General features: G+C 72.8%; 18 protein-coding genes. 6 read left to right on the top strand and 12 right to left on the bottom strand.

Annotated features, from left to right (window positions below):
• Window positions 1-67 precede the first annotated feature (67 nt).
• Window positions 68-1837, top strand: coding sequence for an acetyl/propionyl/methylcrotonyl-CoA carboxylase subunit alpha (locus tag K0V08_RS00620; RefSeq protein ID WP_079532285.1), 1770 nt, complete (start codon window positions 68-70; stop codon window positions 1835-1837).
• Between the two features lie 78 nt (window positions 1838-1915).
• Here K0V08_RS00620 and K0V08_RS00615 read toward each other — a convergent pair whose 3' ends face one another.
• Window positions 1916-3358: an NAD(P)H-quinone dehydrogenase gene (locus tag K0V08_RS00615; protein ID WP_012037676.1), complete on the bottom strand. Its 1443-nt coding sequence runs from the start codon at window positions 3356-3358 to the stop codon at window positions 1916-1918.
• 90 nt (window positions 3359-3448) lie between these two features.
• Between K0V08_RS00615 and K0V08_RS00610 the strand changes: the two genes are divergently transcribed.
• The 4 genes from K0V08_RS00610 (at window position 3449) to K0V08_RS00595 (ending at window position 7697) form a co-directional block, all read left to right on the top strand.
• Window positions 3449-4276, top strand: coding sequence for a purine-nucleoside phosphorylase (locus tag K0V08_RS00610; protein ID WP_012037675.1), 828 nt, complete (start codon window positions 3449-3451; stop codon window positions 4274-4276).
• A complete protein-coding gene (locus K0V08_RS00605) occupies window positions 4273-5976 on the top strand; it encodes a phospho-sugar mutase (protein WP_079532282.1) in 1704 nt (567 codons plus the stop codon). The genes K0V08_RS00610 and K0V08_RS00605 overlap by 4 nt, the downstream gene beginning before the upstream one ends.
• A gap of 87 nt (window positions 5977-6063) precedes the next feature.
• Window positions 6064-6690 (top strand): MerR family transcriptional regulator, encoded by a 627-nt coding sequence (locus K0V08_RS00600; RefSeq protein WP_012037673.1) that lies wholly within the window; start codon window positions 6064-6066, stop codon window positions 6688-6690.
• Window positions 6687-7697, top strand: coding sequence for a hypothetical protein (locus tag K0V08_RS00595; RefSeq protein WP_079532279.1), 1011 nt, complete (start codon window positions 6687-6689; stop codon window positions 7695-7697). Before K0V08_RS00600 ends, K0V08_RS00595 begins: the two co-directional genes overlap by 4 nt.
• Here the strand turns inward: K0V08_RS00595 and K0V08_RS00590 are convergent.
• The 3 genes from K0V08_RS00590 to K0V08_RS00580 all read right to left on the bottom strand — a co-directional run bounded on the left by K0V08_RS00590 (window position 7646) and on the right by K0V08_RS00580 (window position 9551).
• Window positions 7646-7918: a PTS sugar transporter subunit IIB gene (locus K0V08_RS00590; protein WP_012037671.1), complete on the bottom strand. Its 273-nt coding sequence runs from the start codon at window positions 7916-7918 to the stop codon at window positions 7646-7648. The two genes, K0V08_RS00595 and K0V08_RS00590, sit on opposite strands and share 52 nt — an antisense overlap.
• Window positions 7915-8364, bottom strand: a complete 450-nt coding sequence (locus K0V08_RS00585; protein ID WP_012037670.1) for a PTS sugar transporter subunit IIA — start codon at window positions 8362-8364, stop codon at window positions 7915-7917. The genes K0V08_RS00590 and K0V08_RS00585 overlap by 4 nt, the downstream gene beginning before the upstream one ends.
• Window positions 8365-8432: 68 nt before the next feature.
• On the bottom strand, window positions 8433-9551 hold the full coding sequence (locus K0V08_RS00580) for an adenosine deaminase (RefSeq protein ID WP_079532276.1): 1119 nt from the start codon (window positions 9549-9551) through the stop codon (window positions 8433-8435).
• A gap of 102 nt (window positions 9552-9653) precedes the next feature.
• On the opposite strand from K0V08_RS00580, the gene uriH reads away from it, so the two are divergent.
• Window positions 9654-10589, top strand: a complete 936-nt coding sequence (uriH, locus tag K0V08_RS00575) for a uridine-preferring nucleoside hydrolase UriH (protein ID WP_079532273.1) — start codon at window positions 9654-9656, stop codon at window positions 10587-10589.
• 55 nt (window positions 10590-10644) lie between these two features.
• Here uriH and K0V08_RS00570 read toward each other — a convergent pair whose 3' ends face one another.
• From K0V08_RS00570 to K0V08_RS00535, 8 genes are all read right to left on the bottom strand, one after another.
• Window positions 10645-11943 (bottom strand): thymidine phosphorylase, encoded by a 1299-nt coding sequence (locus K0V08_RS00570; protein ID WP_079532269.1) that lies wholly within the window; start codon window positions 11941-11943, stop codon window positions 10645-10647.
• Window positions 11940-12371, bottom strand: a complete 432-nt coding sequence (locus tag K0V08_RS00565) for a cytidine deaminase (RefSeq protein ID WP_079532266.1) — start codon at window positions 12369-12371, stop codon at window positions 11940-11942. Before K0V08_RS00565 ends, K0V08_RS00570 begins: the two co-directional genes overlap by 4 nt.
• Window positions 12368-13672 carry an ABC transporter permease gene (locus K0V08_RS00560; RefSeq protein WP_079532263.1) on the bottom strand — a complete coding sequence of 435 codons (1305 nt, stop codon included), beginning with the start codon at window positions 13670-13672 and terminating at the stop codon, window positions 12368-12370. The genes K0V08_RS00565 and K0V08_RS00560 overlap by 4 nt, the downstream gene beginning before the upstream one ends.
• Window positions 13669-15045, bottom strand: a complete 1377-nt coding sequence (locus K0V08_RS00555; protein WP_172405419.1) for an ABC transporter permease — start codon at window positions 15043-15045, stop codon at window positions 13669-13671. Before K0V08_RS00555 ends, K0V08_RS00560 begins: the two co-directional genes overlap by 4 nt.
• Window positions 15042-16583 carry an ABC transporter ATP-binding protein gene (locus K0V08_RS00550; protein ID WP_079532260.1) on the bottom strand — a complete coding sequence of 514 codons (1542 nt, stop codon included), beginning with the start codon at window positions 16581-16583 and terminating at the stop codon, window positions 15042-15044. Before K0V08_RS00550 ends, K0V08_RS00555 begins: the two co-directional genes overlap by 4 nt.
• 81 nt (window positions 16584-16664) lie before the next feature.
• On the bottom strand, window positions 16665-17759 hold the full coding sequence (locus K0V08_RS00545) for a BMP family lipoprotein (RefSeq protein ID WP_012037662.1): 1095 nt from the start codon (window positions 17757-17759) through the stop codon (window positions 16665-16667).
• A gap of 150 nt (window positions 17760-17909) precedes the next feature.
• Window positions 17910-18986 carry a BMP family lipoprotein gene (locus tag K0V08_RS00540; RefSeq protein ID WP_079532256.1) on the bottom strand — a complete coding sequence of 359 codons (1077 nt, stop codon included), beginning with the start codon at window positions 18984-18986 and terminating at the stop codon, window positions 17910-17912.
• Between the two features lie 74 nt (window positions 18987-19060).
• A complete protein-coding gene (locus K0V08_RS00535) occupies window positions 19061-20182 on the bottom strand; it encodes a mannose-1-phosphate guanylyltransferase (RefSeq protein WP_079532253.1) in 1122 nt (373 codons plus the stop codon).
• Window positions 20183-20208 lie beyond the last annotated feature (26 nt).

Raw genomic sequence — 20208 nt, 5'->3', positions numbered from 1 at the left:
GGCGGCCCCTCATGTTTGTGCGGACCCTCCGAAGCCGCGCGCATCCCAGACCCTAGGCTGGGGTCTCATGACGCGTGTGAACAAGGTCCTCATCGCCAACCGGGGCGAGATCGCCGTCCGCATCATCCGGGCGGCGAGGGATGCGGGGATCGGCTCGGTCGCCGTCTACGCCGACCAGGACCGCGACGCCCTGCACGTCACGCTCGCCGACGAGGCCTACGCCCTCGACGGTCAGACGAGCGCCGACACCTACCTCGTCATCGCCAAGCTCCTCTCCATCGCCCGCCGCTCCGGCGCCGACGCCGTGCACCCGGGCTATGGCTTCCTCGCCGAGAACGCCGACTTCGCCCAGCAGGTCATCGACGCCGGGCTCACGTGGATCGGCCCCTCGCCGAGCGCCATCCAGCAGCTCGGCGACAAGACCACGGCCCGGCACGTGGCCGAGCGCGTGGGCGCGCCGCTCGCCCCCGGCACGCTCAACCCCGTGTCCGGCGCCGACGAGGTGCTCGACTTCGTCGACGTGCACGGCCTGCCCGTCGCGATCAAGGCGGCGTTCGGCGGCGGCGGCCGCGGCCTCAAGGTGGCCCGCACCCGCGAGGAGGTGCCGGAGCTCTTCGAGTCCGCCACCCGCGAGGCCGTCGCGGCGTTCGGCCGCGGCGAGTGCTTCGTCGAGAAGTACCTCGACCGCCCGCGCCACGTCGAGACGCAGTGCCTGGCCGACTCCGCCGGCACCGTCGTCGTGATCTCCACCCGCGACTGCTCGCTGCAGCGCCGCCACCAGAAGCTCGTGGAGGAGGCGCCCGCGCCGTTCCTCACCGACGAGCAGAACGCCCAGCTCTACGCCGCGTCCAAGGCGATCCTCCGCGAGGTCGGCTACGTCGGCGCCGGCACGTGCGAGTTCCTCGTGGCGCAGGACGGCACCATCTCCTTCCTCGAGGTCAACACCCGCCTCCAGGTCGAGCACCCGGTCTCCGAGGAGGTCACGGGCATCGACCTCGTGCGCGAGCAATTCCGCATCGCCGCGGGCGGCCTCATCGACTACGACGACCCGGCGCCGCGCGGCCACTCGTTCGAGTTCCGCATCAACGGCGAGGATCCGGGCCGCGGCTTCTTCCCCGCGCCCGGCCCCGTGCACGTGTTCCAGGCGCCCGGCGGCCCCGGCGTCCGCGTCGACTCCGGCGTGCGGGCCGGCGACGTGGTCTCGGGCGCGTTCGACTCGCTGCTCGCGAAACTCATCGTCACGGGATCCAGCCGCGAGGACGCCCTCGAGCGCTCGCGCCGCGCCCTCGACGAGTTCGAGGTGCAGGGGCTGCCCACCGTGCTCCCCTTCCACCGCGCGATCGTGCACGACGCGGCCTTCGCCCCGGCGGACGGCGCGCCCTTCTCCGTCTACACGCGCTGGATCGAGACCGAGTTCGACAACACCATCGAGCCGTGGTCCGGCGCCCTCGAGGACGCCGCCGAGGCGCCCGCCCGGCACACGGTCGTGGTCGAGGTCGGCGGCAAGCGCATCGAGGTGAGCCTCCCCGAGGACCTCGCGCCCGCAGCAGGCGCGTCCTCGTCCCGCCGCGCGGCCGCCGCCCCGGCCCGGCGCAAGCAGGCCGGCTCCGTCGACACCTCGGGCGGCGGATCCGTCACCTCGCCCATGCAGGCGACCGTCGTCAAGCTCGCGGTCGAGGAGGGCCAGCAGGTCGTCAAGGGCGACCTCCTCGTCGTCCTCGAGGCGATGAAGATGGAGCAGCCGCTCACGGCGCACACCGCGGGCACCGTCTCCGGGATCGCCGCCGAGGTGGGCCAGACCGTCCCGTCGGGGCACCGCCTGCTCGACATCGTCTGATCCGGCCCCACGCGACGACGGCCGGTCCCCTCGGGGGCCGGCCGTCGTCGCGTGGGGCCGAGCGATGCGGCCGGCGGGTCAGAGGACGATGTGCATCGCGCGCGCCGCGTCGGAGATGCTGCCCGAGAGCGACGGGTAGACCGTGAACGCGCGGGCGACGTCGTCGACCGTGAGCCGGTGCTCCACGGCGAGGGCGAGCGGGAAGATCAGCTCGCTCGCCTTGGGGGCGACGATGACGCCGCCGATGACCGTGCCGGAGCCGGTGCGCGCGAACAGCTTGACGAAGCCGTCCTTCACGTTCTGCATCTTCGCGCGGGGGTTGGACGCGAGCGGCAGCTTGTAGATGTCGCCCTGCGCGAGCCCCTCCTCGATCTGCTTCTGCGACCAGCCGACCGTCGCGATCTCCGGCTGCGTGAAGATGTTCGAGGTCACGTTGCGGAGCTCGGTGGGGCTGACCGCGTCGCCCATCGCGTGGTAGACGGCCGTGCGGCCCTGCATCGACGCGACCGAGGCGAGCGGCAGGAACGTGGTGCAGTCGCCCGCCGCGTAGACGCTCGGCACCGAGGTGCGCGCGACGCGGTTGACGCGGATGTGGCCGGAGTCGCTCATCTGCACGCCCGCCTCCTCGAGGCCGATCCCCGCGGTGTTGGGCACGGATCCGACCGCCATGAGGCAGTGGCTGCCCTCGACGACGCGGCCGTCGCTGAGCGTCGCGACCACGCCGTCGCCCTTGCGGACGACCGACTCGGCGCGCGACTTCGACAGCACGGTCATGCCGTTGCGGGTGAAGACGTCCTCGATCACGCGGGCGGCGTCGGCGTCCTCGCCCGGCAGCACCTGGTCGCGGGAGGAGATGAGCGTGACCTTGGCGCCGAGCGCGGTGTAGGCCGAGGCGAACTCGGCGCCCGTGACGCCGGATCCCACGACGATGAGGTGCTCGGGAACGCAGTCCATCGTGTAGAGCTGCGTCCAGGTGAGGATCCGCTCGCCGTCCGGCTTCGCGGTGTCGAGGATGCGGGGGCTCGCGCCCGTGGAGATGACCGTGGTGTCCGCGTCGATCTCGTCGAAGTCGGTGCCTCGGCCGCCCCCGCGCCCGGTGGAGACGATGATGCGGTTCGGCCCGTCGAGCCGGCCCTCGCCCTGCACGATGCGGACGCCGGCGCGGATGAGGCTCGACTTCATGTCCTCGGACTGCTGGCGCGCGAGCCGGAGCAGGCGGTCGTTGACGGCCTGGAGGTTGACCGCGACCTCGGGGCGCACGGGCCGACGGGTCGCCTCGCCGCGGGAGAAGAACTGGACGCCGAGGTCCGCGGCCTCGCCGAGCGCGTTGGTGGCCTCCGCGGTGGCGATGAGGGTCTTCGAGGGGACGACGTCGGTCATCACGGCCGAGCCGCCGACGCCCACGCGCTCCACCAGCGTCACCTCCGCGCCGAGCTGCGCTCCGGCGATGGCGGCCTCGTAGCCGCCGGGACCCCCTCCGAGGACGGCGATCCGCTGGTTGGCCTCGAACTCGTATCCCATGCGCACATCATCCCGCAGGCCCGCGGCCCGCGCGAACCCGGCCGTCGTGGCGGCCGGGGCCGCCCGCGCCCGCGCATTTAGGATCGGGGCATGACGTACAGCAACCCCCTCGAGTCGCCCGACGCCGACCCCCAGGAGATCGCGCGGCAGGCGGCCGGGCAGATCGCCGAGCTCACGGGCGTCGAGCGCCACGACATCGCCCTCACGCTCGGCAGCGGATGGGGGAAGGCGGCGGACCTCATCGGCGAGACCACCGCGACGATCCCCGCGACGGAGGTCGTCGGCTTCTCGAAGCCCGCGCTCGAGGGCCACGTCGGCTCGCTCCGCAGCGTCCTGCTGCCGTCCGGCCGCCGTGCCCTCGTGATCGGCGCGCGCACCCACTACTACGAGGGCCACGGCGTCCGCCGGGTCGTGCACAGCGTGCGCACCGCGGCCGCGACCGGCGCGAGGACCATGATCCTCACCAACGGCGCGGGCGGCATCAAGGAGCACTGGACCCCGGGCACGCCCGTCCTCATCAGCGACCACATCAACCTCACCGCCGACTCGCCGCTCGAGGGCGCGACCTTCATCGACCTCACAGACCTCTACTCGGCCAGGCTCCGGGCGATCGCCCACGAGGTCGAGCCCGACCTCGACGAGGGCGTCTACTGCCAGTTCCGCGGCCCGCACTACGAGACGCCGGCAGAGGTGCAGATGGCGAAGGCGATCGGCGGCCACATCGTCGGCATGTCCACCGCCCTCGAGGCCATCGCCGCGCGCGAGGCCGGCATGGAGGTGCTCGGCATGTCGCTCATCACGAACCTCGCGGCCGGGATCCAGAAGACCCCGCTCAGCCACGAGGAGGTCATCGAGGCCGGCCGCGCCGCCGAGGGCCGCATCGGCGGCATGCTGGCGCGCATCGTGGGCGCCCTGTGAGCCGCGAGGAGACCGCGGCGCTGGTCGCGGCCGCGCGCGCCTGGCAGGCGCAGGACCCGGATCCCGTCACCCGCGCCGAGGTCGACGAGCTGCTCGCCCTCGTCGACGGCACCGCTGCCGGGGCCTCCGCGGCCGACCGGGAGCAGGCGGCAGCAGGGATCCGCGACCGCTTCCAGACGCGCCTCCAGTTCGGCACCGCCGGGCTCCGCGGCGAGCTGGGCGCGGGCCCGAACCGGATGAACCGCGTGCTCGTGTCGCAGGCCGCCGCCGGCTTCGCCGACTACCTCCGCAGCCGCAGCCCGCGGCCCAGCATCGTCATCGGCTACGACGGGCGCCACAACTCGCGGGTCTTCGCCGAGGACACCGCGCGGATCATGGCCGGTGCAGGCGTCCGCACGGTGCTGCTCCCCCGGGCCCTGCCCACGCCCGTCCTCGCCTACGCGGTGAAGCACCTCGCCGTGAGCGCGGGCGTCATGGTCACGGCGTCGCACAACCCGGCGCGCGACAACGGCTACAAGGTCTACCTCGGCGACGAGGACCACGGCGCGCAGATCGTCAGCCCGGCCGACCGCGACATCGCGGCCTTCATCCACAAGGCCGCGGGCGAGCGCACCGTGCAGCAGCTGCCGGTGGCGGACGACTACGAGATCGCGCCCGAGACGTTGATCGACTCCTACGTCGAGGAGACCGCCGACCTGTTCGCCGCCCCGCTCGCCCCCCTGAAGTGGGTCTACACGCCGCTGCACGGAGTCGGATGGGAGACCGCGGCGCGCGTATTCGACGCGGTCGGCGTCGACGCGCCCGTCGTCGTCGCCGCGCAGGCGGATCCCGATCCCGACTTCCCCACGGTCGACTTCCCGAACCCCGAGGAGCCGGGCGCGCTCGACCTCGCGTTCGAGGCGGCCGTGCGGTCCGACGCCGAGCTCATCATCGCCAACGACCCCGACGCCGACCGGCTCGCGGTCGCCATCGCGGATGAGCACGGCGCCTGGCGCCGCCTCTCCGGCAACGAGGTCGGCATGCTGCTCGGCCTCGGCATCGCCGAGCGCTACGCGGCGGACGGCAACACGGGCACGTTCGCCTCGTCCCTCGTCTCCTCCCCCGCGCTCGAGGTCGTCGCCCGGGAGCTGGGCTTCGGCTACCGCGAGACGCTCACGGGCTTCAAGTGGATCAGCCGCGTGCCGGATCTCGTCTACGGCTACGAGGAGGCGCTCGGCTACCTGGTCGCGCCCTGGATCACGAGCGACAAGGACGGCATCTCCGCCGCCGTCGCCGTGCTCCACGGCGTGATGCTGCTCAAGTCGCGCGGGCAGACCATCGACGACTACGACCGCGAGTTCGCCGAGCGGTTCGGCTCCTTCGCGAGCGACCAGATCTCCGTGCGCGTCACCGACCTCGCCGTCATCCCGCGCATCATGGCGAAGCTCCGGCAGTCGCCGCCGACCTCGATCGGATCCCGTCGCGTCGAGCGCATGGACGACCTCGCCGAGGGCACGGCCGACCTGCCGCCGAGCGACGTGCTCCGCTTCCACCTGGGCGACGGCGCGCGGCTCATCGTGCGTCCGAGCGGCACGGAGCCGAAGATCAAGGTCTACCTCGACGCGCAGAGCACCGAGGGCACCGTGGCCGAGCGCCGAGACGCCGCGCGCGCCGTCGTGGCCGACCTGGCGCAGGCCGTGCCGCTCCTCCTCGAGGTCTGAGGCGGGGATCCGCGGGCCGTCCGGCGGCCCGTGATCTCCGTGTGACGTTCACTGGTAGTGGAGCTATCAGTGCGCTAGCCTCGCGGCATGCGCATCACCGAGCTGGCCGAGACCACGGGCGTCCCGCCGGCCACCGTCAAGTACTACGTCCGCGAGGGCCTGCTGCCCGCGGGCACCCGTGTCCGCGACAACCGCACCGACTACGACGACGAGCACGCGCGGCGGATCCGGCTGATCCGCGCGCTCATCGACGTCGGGCGGCTGCCCGTCGCCCGGGCCCGCGAGGTCCTGGCCGTGCTCGACGACGACGACCGCCGCGTGCAGGACGTCTTCGCGGTCGCGCAGGACGCCCTCACGCCCGGCCCGCCGGCGACGGAGCCGCCCGCGTCCGACGCGCTCGCCCGGATCGACGCGGTCACCGAGGAGGCCGGCTGGTGTGTCCTGGACGGGCACGCCGGCCGTGCGCAGGCAGCGCGGGCGGTCGACGCCTTCGCCCGCTCCGGGCACCCGGTCGAGGACGCCTACCTCGCGCGCTATGCCGAGGCCGCGGGCGTGCAGGCCCAGGCCGACCTCGCCGGGGTGAGCGCCCGGCCCGACCGCACGGCGATGGCCGAGCTCATGGTCGTCGGCACCGTGCTCGGCGACGAGCTGGCCGCCGGGCTCCGGCGGATCGCGCAGGCCACCATCGCGATGCCGACGGAGGCCGCGTCGTGATCCGCCGCGCGTTCGGGTGGCACCGGCCCCTCATGGCGGTCGCCGCGCTCATGGCCGTCGTCGCGGCGGCGTGCCTCGTGGGCGGCCTGGTCGACGACCGCGTGGTCACGGGCGCGCCCGTCTGGGACAAGCCCGCCAAGTTCTCGCTGTCGATCCTCGTCTACGCCGTCTCGTGGGCGTGGCTCATCGCACGGCTCCCGCGCTTCCGACGGCAGGCGCACGTCGTGGGGACCGTGGTCGCGGTGGCGCTGGTCATCGAGCAGGCGGTCATCGTGGGCGCGGCGGCGGCCGGGACGACGAGCCACTTCAACGTCACGACCCCGCTGGCGACCGCCCTCTGGGGCGTCATGGCGGCCTCCGTCACCGTGCTGTACCTGTGCGCCTTCCTCACGAGCCTGGCCGTGCTGCGCCTGCGGCTGCCCGACCCGGCGCTGACGCTCGGGATCCGGGCAGGCGCCCTCATCGCGCTGGTCGGCATCGGCCTCGCGTACCTCATGACCTCTCCCACCGCGGCCCAGCTCGCCGACTTCCACGGCGTGGCCGGCGCGCACACCGTGGGCGCGGCGGACGGCGGCCCCGGGCTCCCCGTGCTCGGCTGGAGCACCACCTCGGGCGACCTGCGGATCCCGCACTTCGTCGGGATGCACGCGCTGCAGCTGCTGCCCGTCGCGGCGCTGCTCCTCGGGCTGGCGGCGCGGCGGATCCCGGCCCTGGCGCCGGACCGGGTGCGCGTCCGGCTGACGGCGATCGCCGCCGTCGCGTACCTCGCGGCGGTCGCGCTCGTCACCGCGCAGGCGCTCGCGGGGCAGCCGATCACCGGCCCGTCGCCCGCGGTGATCGCGGCCGGAGCGGCGATCGCCGGGGCATCGCTCCTCGCGGCCGGGATCGTCATCGCCCGCGGTGGCCCGGTCCCCACCTCGGCGGCGGACGCGGCATCGGCTCCCGCCGGGGCGGATCAGCCCAGCGCGGCGTCGAGCTTGGCGGAGATCTCCTCGAGGTCGAAGTAGTTCTCGATCACCACCACGTCGGCGTACGTCTGCCCGATGCGGTCCACGAGCTCCGGGGACGTGAGGATCACCTGCGCGTCCTCGCCGAGGGAGGCGACGCTCGCGAGGTCGGCCGCGGTCACGTCCGCCTCGATGCCGAGGCGTGCGAGCGCCCGCTCCGCGTTGACCTTGAGGATGCCGGACGTGCCGATCCCCACGCCGCAGATCGCGACGACCTTCATGCGCTCTCCTCGCCGGCCATGATGCGCCGGACCTCGTCGACGGTGGTGGCGGCGCGCAGCCGCGGGATGGCGGTGGCGTCGTTGAAGATGTTGGCCATGTCGGCGACCGAAGACACGTGCCGGTCGACCGTCGTGACCGCGAGGCCGACGATGACGTCGACGGGGTCGTTGTGCGCGTGCCCGAACGCCACCGGCTCGGTGAGCGTGACGACCGCCAGGCCGTCCGCGAGCGTCTCCGGACCGGGCCGTGCGTGCGCGAGCGCGAGCCCCGGGGCGATGACGACGTAGGCGCCGAACTCCTCGACCACGCGGATCATGGCCTCCCCGTACTCCGCGGTGGCCGCCCCCGATCGCACGAGCGCGTCGCCGACCAGGCGCACGGCGGCGCGCCAGTCGGCGGCGTCGGCGCCGAGGGTGACGGCGTCGTCCGGGAGCGGTGGGAGCACGGGGTGCGACCTCTCTGTCGAAGCGGGCGGGCGGGTGGTGCGGGACGCGAGGCCGTGCCGGGCCGGCGCTACAGGCGCGCGAACCCGTCGGAGATGATGTCGGCGAGCGCCTCGCGCTCCTCCAGCGGCAGGAAGGCCGCCGCGGCCGCGTTGAGCTGGAAGACCTCGTGGTCGTCGAGGTCGTAGGCGAACGCGTCCGTGAGGAGCGCCAGCTCGCGGCTGATGCTGGTGCCGCTCATCAGGCGGTTGTCCGTGTTGACCGTGACGGCGAAGCCGAGCTGGTAGAGCAGGTCGAAGGGGTGGTCGACCATCGCGTCGCCCCACGCTGCGATGGCGCCGGTCTGCAGGTTCGACGACGGGCTGAGCTCGAGCGGGATGCCGCGGTCCTTGATCCACTGCGCGAGCGTGCCGAGGGTGACGAAGACGTCCTCGCCCTCCTCGCTGTCGACCTCGATGTCCTCGGCGATGCGCACGCCGTGGCCGAGGCGCAGGGCCCGGCCGTCGAGGAGCGCGCCGCGGATGGACTCGAGGCCGTCGGCCTCGCCCGCGTGCACGGTGCGGGGCATCCACTCGCGCGCCAGCAGGTCGAACGCCCCCTGCATGCGGGACGGCGGGAAGCCCGCCTCGGGCCCGGCGATGTCGAAGCCCACGACGCCGCGGTCGCGGTGGCGGACGGCGAGCTCCGCGATCTCGGTGCCGCGGTCGAGGTGGCGCATGGCGCTGACGAGCTGGCCGACGCGGATGGATCCGCCCGCCTCCTCGACGCCGCGCACGGCCTCCTCGATGCCGGACTGCACGGCCTCGACCGCCTGGTCGAGCGACAGCCCGCGGGTGAGGTGCTGCTCCGGCGCCCAGCGGATCTCGCCGTAGACGACGCCGTCGTCCGCCAGGTCCTCGACGAACTCGCGGGCGACGCGCGCGAGGTGCTCCTCCGTCTGCATGGCGGCGATGGTGACGTCGAAGGTCTTCAGGTACTCCACGAGCGATCCCGAGTCGGCGCTGGTGCGGAACCACTCGCCGAGCGCCTCGGCACCCGCGGCGGGCAGCTCGAGGCCGATCTCGTCGGCGATCTCGACGATCGTCCCGGGGCGGAGGCCGCCGTCGAGGTGGTCGTGCAGGGAGACCTTGGGGAGGTCGCGGAACGACCCTCCGCCGGGCAGCGTGGAGTCCTCGGGAGCGATCGTCATGGGACGAATCTACTAGCCTCGACGCGGCCCACGCCGAGGTAGTAGGCACACGAACGATCGGTGCGCGAGACGTCGGCGGCCGAGACCCGAGCCGGAGGACCCATGCCCACCAAGATCCTGATCGACTGCGACCCGGGGCACGACGACGCCCTCGCCCTGATGCTCGCGCACGGGAGCCCCGAGGTGGAGCTCGTCGGCATCACCACCGTGGCGGGGAACCAGACGCTCGAGAAGGTGACGCGGAACGCGCTCGCGGTCGCGACCGTCGCGGGGATCCACGGCGTGCCGGTCGCCGCGGGCTGCGCGCGTCCGCTCGTGCGGCCCGTGATGACGGCGCCCGAGATCCACGGCGAGTCCGGGCTCGACGGGCCCGAGCTGCCGGAGCCGACCGTGGCGCTGGATCCGCGGCACGCGGTGGACCTCATCATCGAGACGGTCATGGCGCACGCGCCCGGCGAGATCACGCTGGTGCCGCTCGGCGCGCTGACGAACATCGCGCTGGCCGTGCGCCGGGAGCCGCGCATCGTCGAGCGCGTGAAGGAGGTCGTGCTCATGGGCGGCGGCTACCACCACGGCAACCGCACGGCCGTCGCGGAGTTCAACGTCGCGGTGGACCCCGAGGCCGCGCACATCGTGTTCGGAGAGGCGTGGCCCGTGACGATGGTCGGCCTCGACCTCACCTACCAGGCGACGGCGACCCCCGAGGTCATGGCGCGCATCGCCGCCCTCGGCACGCCGGCCGCGCGGTTCGTCGTCGACTCGATGGAGTCGTACGGCCGGGCGTACCACGACCGCCAGGACTTCCCGAGCCCGCCCGTGCACGACCCGTGCGCCGTCGCGCGCGTGATCGACCCGCGCCTCGTGAGCGTCCGGCGCGCGCCGATCTCCGTGGAGCTGACGGGCACGCACACGACCGGGATGACCGTCGCGGACCTGCGCCGGCCGGCTCCCGCCGACTGCACGACGCAGGTCGCCGTCGAGCTCGACCACGCCGGGTTCTGGGACGTGGTCGTCGACGCGCTCCAGCGCATCGGCTGAGGCCCGATGCGGCCCGCGCCCGGCCGTCGTCCCTCGACGGCGGCCGGGCGGCGGATCAGCCCTCGGCGGTGATGCGCTCCCGCACGAGCGGGCCGCGCGCGACGTGCTCCTCCGGATCGCCGACGCGGTACGCGCCCTCGAGCGACTCCAGCGCGCGGGCGAACCGCTCGGGCTCGTCGGTGGAGAGCGTGAACAGCGGGTCGCCGCGGCGGACGCGGTCCCCCGGCTTGGCGTGCAGGTCGACGCCCGCGGCGTGCTGCACGGCGTCGCCCTGGCGCGCGCGTCCGGCGCCGAGGCGCCAGGCGGCGATGCCGAACGGGAGGGCGTCCTGCTGCACGAGCACGCCGTCGCGCTCGGCGGTGACCACATGGGTCTCGCGCGCCATGGGCATCGCGGCATCCGGATCCCCGCCCTGCGCGCGCACGGTGGCGCGCCACGAGTCCATGGCCCGGCCGTCGCGGAGGGCGACGTCGACGTCGGCGTCGGGGATCCCGACCGCGGCGAGCATCTCCCGCGCGAGCGCCAGCGTGAGCTCCACGACGTCGGCGGGGCCGCCGCCCGCGAGCACCTCGACGGACTCGCGCACCTCGTTGGCGTTGCCGATGGCGAGCCCGAGGGGCACGTCCATGTCGGTGAGGAGCGCGGTGGTCCGCACCCCGGCGTCGGTGCCGAGCTCGACCATGGTGCGCGCGAGCTCGCGCGACCGGTCGATGTCGGTCATGAAGGCGCCGGAACCGAACTTCACGTCGAGCACGAGCGCGCCCGTGCCCTCGGCGATCTTCTTGCTCATGATGCTGGAGGCGATGAGCGGGATCGCCTCGACCGTGCCCGTGGTGTCGCGCAGCGCGTAGAGGCGCTTGTCGGCGGGGGCGAGGCCGCTGCCGGCCGCGCAGATCACGCCGCCGTGGTCCTGCATCTGGCGCACCATCTCCTCCGTCGAGAGGTCGGCGCGCCAGCCGGGGATCGACTCGAGCTTGTCGAGCGTGCCGCCCGTGTGGCCGAGGCCGCGGCCCGAGAGCTGCGGCACCGCGACGCCGTAGGAGGCGACCAGCGGCATGAGCGGGAGGGTGATCTTGTCGCCCACGCCGCCCGTGGAGTGCTTGTCGACCGTGGGCTTGCCGAGCTGCGAGAAGTCGAGCGTCTCGCCGCTCGCGATCATCGCGAGCGTGAGGTCGCGGATCTCGGTGCGGTCCATGCCGCGCAGGAGGATCGCCATCGCGAGCGCGGCCATCTGCTCGTCCGCGACGTAGCGGTCGGTGTACGCCGCCACGAGCCAGTCGATCTCGGCGGTCGAGAGGCGTCCGCCGTCGCGCTTGGTGCGGATCAGGTCGACGACGTCGAACGCGCCGCTCACGAGCGGTCCCCGTACGCGTTCAGCGTGCTCGGGCCGAACGCGTCCGGCAGGACCTCGTCGATCGTGCGGATCCCGGACACGGTCTCCAGGAGCATGCCCGGCACCGCGTGCTCGAACAGCAGCTGCCGGCAGCGCCCGCACGGCATGAGGATGTTCCCGTCGCCGTCCACGCACGTGAAGGCGACGAGCTGACCGCCGCCCGTGAGGTGCAGGACCGAGACGAGCGCGCACTCGGCGCAGAGGGTCAGGCCGTAGGACGCGTTCTCCACGTTGCAGCCGGTGATGACGCGGCCGTCCGTGGCGATGGCCGCGACGCCCACGGGGAAGCGGGAGTACGGCACGTACGCGCGGCCCATGGCCTCGTGCGCCGCCTCGCGCAGGGATCCCCAGTCGATGCCGCCCGACCCGCCGGGCTCCACGGCGCTCACGACTTCACGTAGGGCTTGCCGGCGGCGGCGGGTCCGCGCACCTGCCCCACGAGGCCCGCGACGGCGGCGATGGTCACGACGTACGGCAGCATCAGCATGAACTCGCTCGGCACCGGCGACCCGATGACGCCGAGGACGTTCTGCAGGTTGCTGGCGAAGCCGAACAGGAGGGCCGCGAGCGTGGCGCGCAGCGGATCCCACCGGCCGAAGATGACCGCGGCCAGCGCGATGAACCCGGCGCCCGCCGTCATCTCCTTGTTGAACGCGCCGACGGACCCGAGCGTGAAGAACGCGCCGCCCAGGCCCGCGATGGCACCCGCGAGGGAGACGTTCCAGAACCGGGTCGCGGAGACCTTGATGCCCACGGTGTCGGCGGCCTGCGGGTGCTCGCCCACCGCGCGGAGGCGGAGACCCCAGCGCGTGTGGAAGAGGCAGTACCAGACGAGGAACACGGCCACGTACATGACGTAGACGATGATCGTCTGCCGGAACAGCACGGGACCGATGATCGGGATCTGGCCGAGGATCGGGATGTCGATGCGGTCGAAGCGCGGCGGCGAGTTGAGGCGCCCCGGGTCGGCGGACAGCACCTGCGAGAAGAGGAAGCTCGTGAGGCCCGTGACCAGCACGTTGAGCACGACGCCGACGATGACCTGGTCGACCAGGTACTTGATCGCGAAGGCCGCGAGCACGAACGAGACCAACATGCCGGCGACCATCGCGGACGCCAGGCCGATGAGCGGCTGCCCCGTGAGGGAGGCCACCACCGCGGACACGAACGCGCCCGCCAGCAGCTGGCCCTCGATCGCGACGTTGACGACGCCGACGCGCTCCGAGAGCACGCCGCCGAGCGCGCCGAAGATGAGCGGCACCGACAGGGCGACCGTGCCCACCAGGAGGCCGGGCACCGGGATCGTCTGGCCCGCGGACGCCCAGGTCAGGAACGCGACGAGGAACAGGATCGCGAACACGACGGTGAACCAGAGCGGCACCTTCGCCGACCGGCGCACCAGCACGGCGGACACCACCGTGAGCGCGGCGAGGACCACGGTGACGGCGACCCCGGTGGCGGCGGTCGGCAGCACGAGCGGCGCGAGCTGGATGAGGTCCGTCCCCGTGGAGAGGCCGAACGTGCTCGACCCCTCGCGTCCGAGCAGCACGAACAGGACGAGGGCGATCACGGTGAAGACGCCGAAGGCGACGGGCGCCTTCCAGCTGGTGGCGACGGCGCGCTCGAGCGCTGCGGCCGCGGGGTCGTGCGGCGCGGGTGACGCCGACTGCGTGGGGGTCGTCGCGGTCATGAGGCGATCGCCGCCTTCCGGGTCCGGGTGGTGCGACGCGCCTGGCCCGGCGCGGGCAGGCGGAAGACCGCCCGCACGAGCGGGGGCGCCGCGATGAACAGGACGATGAGCGACTGGACGACCACGACGATGTCGATGGGCACGCCCTCGGCCGCCTGCATCGAGAAGCCGCCGGCCTTGAACGCGCCGAACAGGATCCCCGCGACGAAGACGCCCCACGGCCGGCTGCGGCCGAGCAGCGCCACCGTGATGGCGTCGAAGCCGATGCCCGCGTCGATCCCCGAGCTGAAGCCCGTCGTGACCGTGCCGAGCACCTGGCTGGCCCCCGCGAGGCCCGCGAGGCCGCCGGAGATGAGCATGGCGTAGAGGTACGAGTTCTTGACGTCGATGCCGGCCACCCGCGCGGCGCTCGGGTTCTCGCCCACCGCGCGGAAGCGGAAGCCGAGGCCCGAGCGGTTGAGGAGGTACCAGACGATCACCGTCGCGACGACGACCACGAGGAAGCCCGCATGCAGCGAGTAGCCGTCGCCGAGGAGGGCCGGGAAGATCGCGTTCTCGGCCATCGCCGGGGTCTTCGGGTTGTTCGAGCCGGGCGCCTGCAGCAGGCCGGGCGTCCGGAGCAGGTACGAGAGCAGGTAGAACGCGACGTAGTTGAGCATGATCGTGACGATCACCTCGTGCGCGCCCGTGCGCGCCTTGAGGAGGCCGACGATCCCGCCCCAGACCGCGCCGCCCACGATGCCCGCGGCGACGGCGAGCACCAGGTGGATCACGGGCGGCAGGTCGAAGCCGAAGCCGACCCAGCCGGCGCACGCCGCCGCGATGAGCATCTGGCCGCGGGCGCCGATGTTGAACAGGCCCACGCGGAACGCGAGGGCGACGCCGAGGCCGGCCGCGATGAGCGGGGTCGCGAAGGTCAGCGTCTCGGTGAGCGGCTTGATGCCGTTCGCGAAGCCCGGCCGGCGGAAGTTGTAGATCGACCCCTGGAAGAGCGCGGAGTAGGCGCCGGAGGCGGCGTCCCAGCCCGCGCGGAGCGTGTCGAGCGGTCGGCTGAAGAAGTAGCCTGCCGCCTTCTGCGTCTCCTCGTCCGTGACGGCGATGAGCAGCGCGCCCACGATGAGCGAGAGGACGACCGCGAGGACGGACAGCAGCGCGCTGCCCGACGCGATCTCGCGGAGGACCTGGCCGGCGCGGGATCCCTCGGGTCCGTCGCCGTCGGCGGGAGCGGCCGTCGCCACGGCCTGCACGCCCGCGGGCGCCTCCGAGCGCGTGGGGTCGCCCACCGATCCGGCCTCGCGACCGGATGCGGGCAGCTGCCCCGCGGACGGGTCCTCGGGCGCCTGGCCCTCGGGACGGGTGGTGTCGTCGGTCATGCGCTGCGCCCTCCGGCGGTCGTGGTGGTGGTGACGGACTCGGGGACCTCGCCGGCCATCATCAGGCCGAGCACGTCGCGCGGGGTGTCGCCCGGGACGATCCCGACGATGCCGCCGCGGTACATCACGGCGATGCGGTCGGCGAGCGCCGCCACCTCGTCGAGCTCCGTGGAGACGACGATGACGGGCAGGCCGCGGTCGCGGGTCTCGACGACGCGCGTGTGCACGAACTCGATGGAGCCGACGTCGAGGCCGCGCGTGGGCTGCGCCGCGACGAAGAGGCGGAGGTCGCGGCTGAGCTCGCGCGCGAGCACGACCTTCTGCGCGTTGCCGCCGGAGAGCCGGCCGACGTGCGTGTCGATGCCCTGCGTGCGGATGTCGAACTCGCGGACGCGGTCGCGCGCGAACTCGTCGAGGTAGCCGAGCTTCAGGGATCCCGCGACGACGAACGGCGGGCTGTCGGAGCGGTCGAGCATGAGGTTCTCGGCGATGGTGAACTCGCCGACGAGCCCGTCCTCGTTGCGGTCCTCGGGCACGAAGCCGACGCCGGCGTCGAGCACGCGGCGGACGGAGCGGCCGGTGAGGCGCGTGCCGTCGAGCTCGATGGTGCCGGACACGCGGGGCTGGAGCCCGAGGATCGCCTCGGTCAGCTCGGTCTGGCCGTTGCCCTGCACGCCCGCGATGGCGAGGATCTCCCCCGCGTGCACCTCGAAGCTCACGCCGTCGACGACGACCTGGCCGGACGCGTCGATCACGGTGAGGTCGCGCACCACGAGCGCGGCGTCGCCGGGCGTCGCGGGCTCCTTCTGCACGGTGAGCGACACGCTCCGGCCGACCATGAGGGACGCGAGCTCCGCGTTGCTGGCGGTGGGCTCGGCCTCGCCGACCACCTTGCCGAGCCGGATCACCGTGATGCGGTCCGCGACCTCGCGCACCTCCCGCAGCTTGTGGGTGATGAAGACGATGCCCGTGCCGGCGTCCCGGAGCTGCTTCATGATGACCATGAGCTCGTCGGTCTCCTGCGGCGTGAGCACGGCGGTCGGCTCGTCGAACACGAGCACCTCCGCGTCGCGCGACAGGGCCTTGATGATCTCGACGCGCTGCTGGACGCCGACGGGCAGGTCGGCGACGAGCGCGTCCGGATCGACGTCGAAGCCGAAGCGGGCGGAGATCTCGCGCACCTTCGCGCGGGCGCCGGCCAGGTCGAGCCGGCCGCCGAGCTTCGTCTCCTCGTGCCCGAGCATGACGTTCTCCGCGACCGTGAAGACGGGGATGAGCATGAAGTGCTGGTGCACCATGCCGATGCCGGCCGCCATGGCGTCGCCGGGTCCGGCGAAGCGCGCCACCCGGTCGTCGAGGAGGATCTCGCCCTCCTCCGCCTGGTACAGGCCGTAGAGGACGTTCATCAGCGTGGACTTGCCGGCGCCGTTCTCGCCCAGGAGGCAGTGGATCTCGCCCGGGTGGACGACGAGGTCGATGTGGTCGTTGGCCACCAGCGCGCCGAAGCGCTTGGTGATGCCCCGCAGTTCGAGCTTCATCGGATCAATCTGTTCGGTGGGTGTGGTGAGCACGCGGCGGGGGGACCGGCGACTGCCGATCCCCCCGCGGTGCGTTCGATGCTACTTCGTCAGCGACGACGGCGACTCGACGGTGATCGAGCCGTCGATGATGCCGGCCTTGATGGTGTCGAGCTCGCCCGACAGGTCCGACGGGACCTCCGACTCGTAGTCGTGGAACGGGGCGATGTCCACGCCGCCGTTCTCGAGGGTGCCCACGTAGGGCGTCGCGTCGAACTTGTCGTCGGCTGCCGTCTTCACGACGTCCTCGACACCCGCGTCGATGCCCTTGAGCACCGAGGTGAGGAAGAGGTCCTTGAGGTCGGGCGCCGTCTCGTACGCGTCGGAGTCGACGCCCACCATGACGACCTTCTTGTCGCTGGAGTCGCGGATGGCCTCGCCGGCGCTGAGGAAGATCGGGCCGCCGACGGGCATGATGACGTCCGCGCCCTGGTCGATGAGGGTCTGCGCGCTGGTCTTCGCGGCGGGGTTCGCCTCGAAGCCGCCCGTGAAGGAGCCGGTCTGGCTGGCGACATCCCAACCGATGGCCTTGACGTCCTTGCCCTTCTGCTCGTTGAAGTACTTCACGCCGTCGACGAAGCCGTCCATGAAGATCGTGACGGTCGGGATCTGCAGGCCGCCGAAGGTGCCGACCGTGCCGGTCTTCGAGTAGGCCGCTGCCGCGTAGCCCGCGAGGAACGCGGCCTCGCTGGTGTTGAAGGTGATGGGCTTGACGTTCGGGGCGTCGATCGAGGCGTCGTCGATGATCGAGTACTCGATGTCCGGGTTGGCGGCCGCAGCCTCCTTGGTGGCGTCTGCCAGCAGGAAGCCGACCGTGAGGATCAGGCCGCAGCCCTGGTCGGCGAGGTTGGTGAGGTTCGGCGCGAAGTCGGTCTCCGCCGCGGACTCGACCGGCTTGGCGGCCGGGAGGCCGAGGTCGGCGACGGCCTTGTTCATGCCCTCGTAGCCGAGCTGGTTGAACGACTTGTCGTCGAACCCGCCGGAGTCGGAGACCATGCAGGTGAGCAGGTCGCTCTTCGCGGCGTCGCCGGTGCCTCCCGCGGTCGACTCGGGAGCGGCGCCGCAGCCCGCGAGGATCGCGGTGATGCCGACGGCGGCGAGACCGCCGAGGGCGGCCTTTCGGGTGGTGATGGTCACTGTGGCCTCCAGGTGCAGCCCGGGTCAGCCGGGCGATGTGCGTTCATGTTACCCATGCACGGGAATGCATCCCGTGCCCCGATCGGGCCCCGGGGCGCAAGCGTTACCGATCCGGGACGGCCCCGAAACACCGCGGCAACACGGGCCCTGCTAGGGCGTCGAGACCGACTTCACCTGCACGTCGCCGGAGACGATGCGGGCCTTCAGCGCGTCGAGCTCGGACTGCAGCTCGGGCGACACCGAGGCGGCGAGGTCGTGGTACCCGGCGAGGCCCACGCCGCCGTTCGCGAGCGTGCCCACGTACGGCTCCGAGGTGAAGGCGCCCTTCTGATCGTCGGCCACGATGTCGACGACGGCCTGGCCCGTGTCCTTGAGCACGCTCGTCAGCAGGAGCGGGCGGTACTCGGCGGGGAGCGTGTCGTAGCCGTCGTTGTCGACCCAGATCAGCTTGCCGCTGCCGTGGGCGAGGATCGCGGACGCCGCGCCCTCCCCCACCTGGCCGGCCACAGGCATGATGACGTCGGCGCCCTGGTCGAGCAGGTTCTGCGTGGTGGTCTGGCCCTTCGATACGTCCTCGAAGTCGCCGGTGAAGGTGCCGTCCTGCGCGGCGGCGTCCCAGCCGAGCGCCTGGACGCTCGTGCCGTGCGCCTGGTTGTACGCGGCCACGCCGTCGACGAAGCCGTCCATGAAGAGGGTGACGGGCGGCTGGTTGCCGCCGCCGAAGGTGCCGACCTTGCCCGTCTCGCTCACGCCCGCCGAGAGGTAGCCCGCGAGGTACGAGGCCTGCGCCGTGTCGAAGACGAGCGGCTTCACGTTCGGGGCGTCGACGACCTCGTCGACGATCGAGAAGTGCACGTCCGGGTTCTCCGCCGCGGCGGCCGACGTGGCCTCCGCCAGCTCGTACCCGACGGTGAGGATGAAGCCGCAGCCCGTGCCCACCGCCTGCTCGACGTTCGGGGCGAGGTCGGTCTCCGACGTCGAGACGAGCACGTCGGCCTGGATCCCCAGCTCCTTCTCCGCCCGCTGGAGCCCCTCCCAGCTCGACTGGTTGAAGGAGCGGTCCTGCAGGCCGCCGGAGTTGGTCACCATGCGGGCGCAGTAGTCGCTCGCGGATGCGGATCCGGTGGCGCCGGGCTCAGGGGCCGCACCGCACCCGGCGAGGGCGGCGGCGGCGAGGAGGGCGATGGGCAGGATGGCGGCGCGGACGGCGCGGCGGGTGCGGGGCATCCCCGGAATCTAACGGCGCCGCTCCCGGCCCCTTCCGGCCGCGGAGAGCGCCCGAGGGGTTCGTTACCCCTTCGTTACAGGACGTCCGTCCCACCGCTGAGCTTGAGCGCGTCCACCACGCTCTTCACGCGCTGCGCGTTCTCCTTGGTGGTCACGAGCAGGGCGTCCGGGGTGTCCACCACGACGATGTCGCGCACGCCGATGAGGCTGATCACGCGCTTGCTGTTGGCCACCACGATGCCGCTCGACGCGTCGGACAGGACGCGCGCGTCCTCGCCGAGGATCACGAGGTCCGACTTGCGACCGCTCGAGTGCATCTTGGCGACGGAGGCGAAGTCGCCCACGTCGTCCCAGGTGAAGCGGCCGGGGATCACGGCGAGCGCGCCCCGGGCCGCGGCGGGCTCGGCGACCGCGTAGTCGATCGCGATCTTCTTCAGGTTCGGCCACACGCGGTCGACGACGAGGCCGCGGTCGGCGGTGTCCCACGCCTCGGCGAGCTCGAGCACGCCCTTCAGCAGCTCGGGCTCGGTGCGGCCGAGCTCCTCGAGCAGGCGGTCGGCGCGCGCGATGAACATGCCCGCATTCCAGAGGTGCGTGCCGCCCTTCACGTAGCCGCGGGCGACGCCGATGCTCGGCTTCTCCACGAACGACGCGACCTCGAGGGCGTGCGGGGCGTCGGGGATGCTGAGCGCCTTGCCCGTGTGGATGTAGCCGAAGCCGGTCGCCGGCTCCGTCGGCGTGATGCCGATGGTCGTGATGTAGCCCGCGTCGGCGGCGATGACGGCCTCGCGCACGGTGTCGCGGAAGCGGTCCGGGTCGGCGATGACGTGGTCGGCCGCGAACGAGCCGATGATGACTCCCGGCTCGCGGCGCTGGAGGATCGCCGCCGCGAGCGCGATCGCGGCGGTGCTGTCGCGCCCCTCGCTCTCGAGGACCACGTTCGGGTCGGTGAGCTCGGGGAGCTGGGCCTCGACGGCGGCGCGGTGGGCGCGGCCGGTGACCACCATGATCCGGTCCTCGCCGGAAAGCGGCGCGAGCCGCTCCCACGTGTCGCGGAGGAGCGTGCGGCCGGAACCGGTGAGGTCGTGGAGGAACTTCGGGGCGTCCGCGCGGGACAGCGGCCAGAGGCGGGAGCCCACGCCACCCGCGGGGATCACGCTGTGGAAACGGGAGATCGCGCTCGTCTGCTCGGTCATGCGCCCACACTATCGGCACCCTGGGA

It is taken from the genome of Clavibacter michiganensis (assembly GCF_021216655.1).
Classification (GTDB): domain Bacteria; phylum Actinomycetota; class Actinomycetes; order Actinomycetales; family Microbacteriaceae; genus Clavibacter; species Clavibacter michiganensis.
This window is presented reverse-complemented; position numbering and strand designations above follow the sequence as displayed.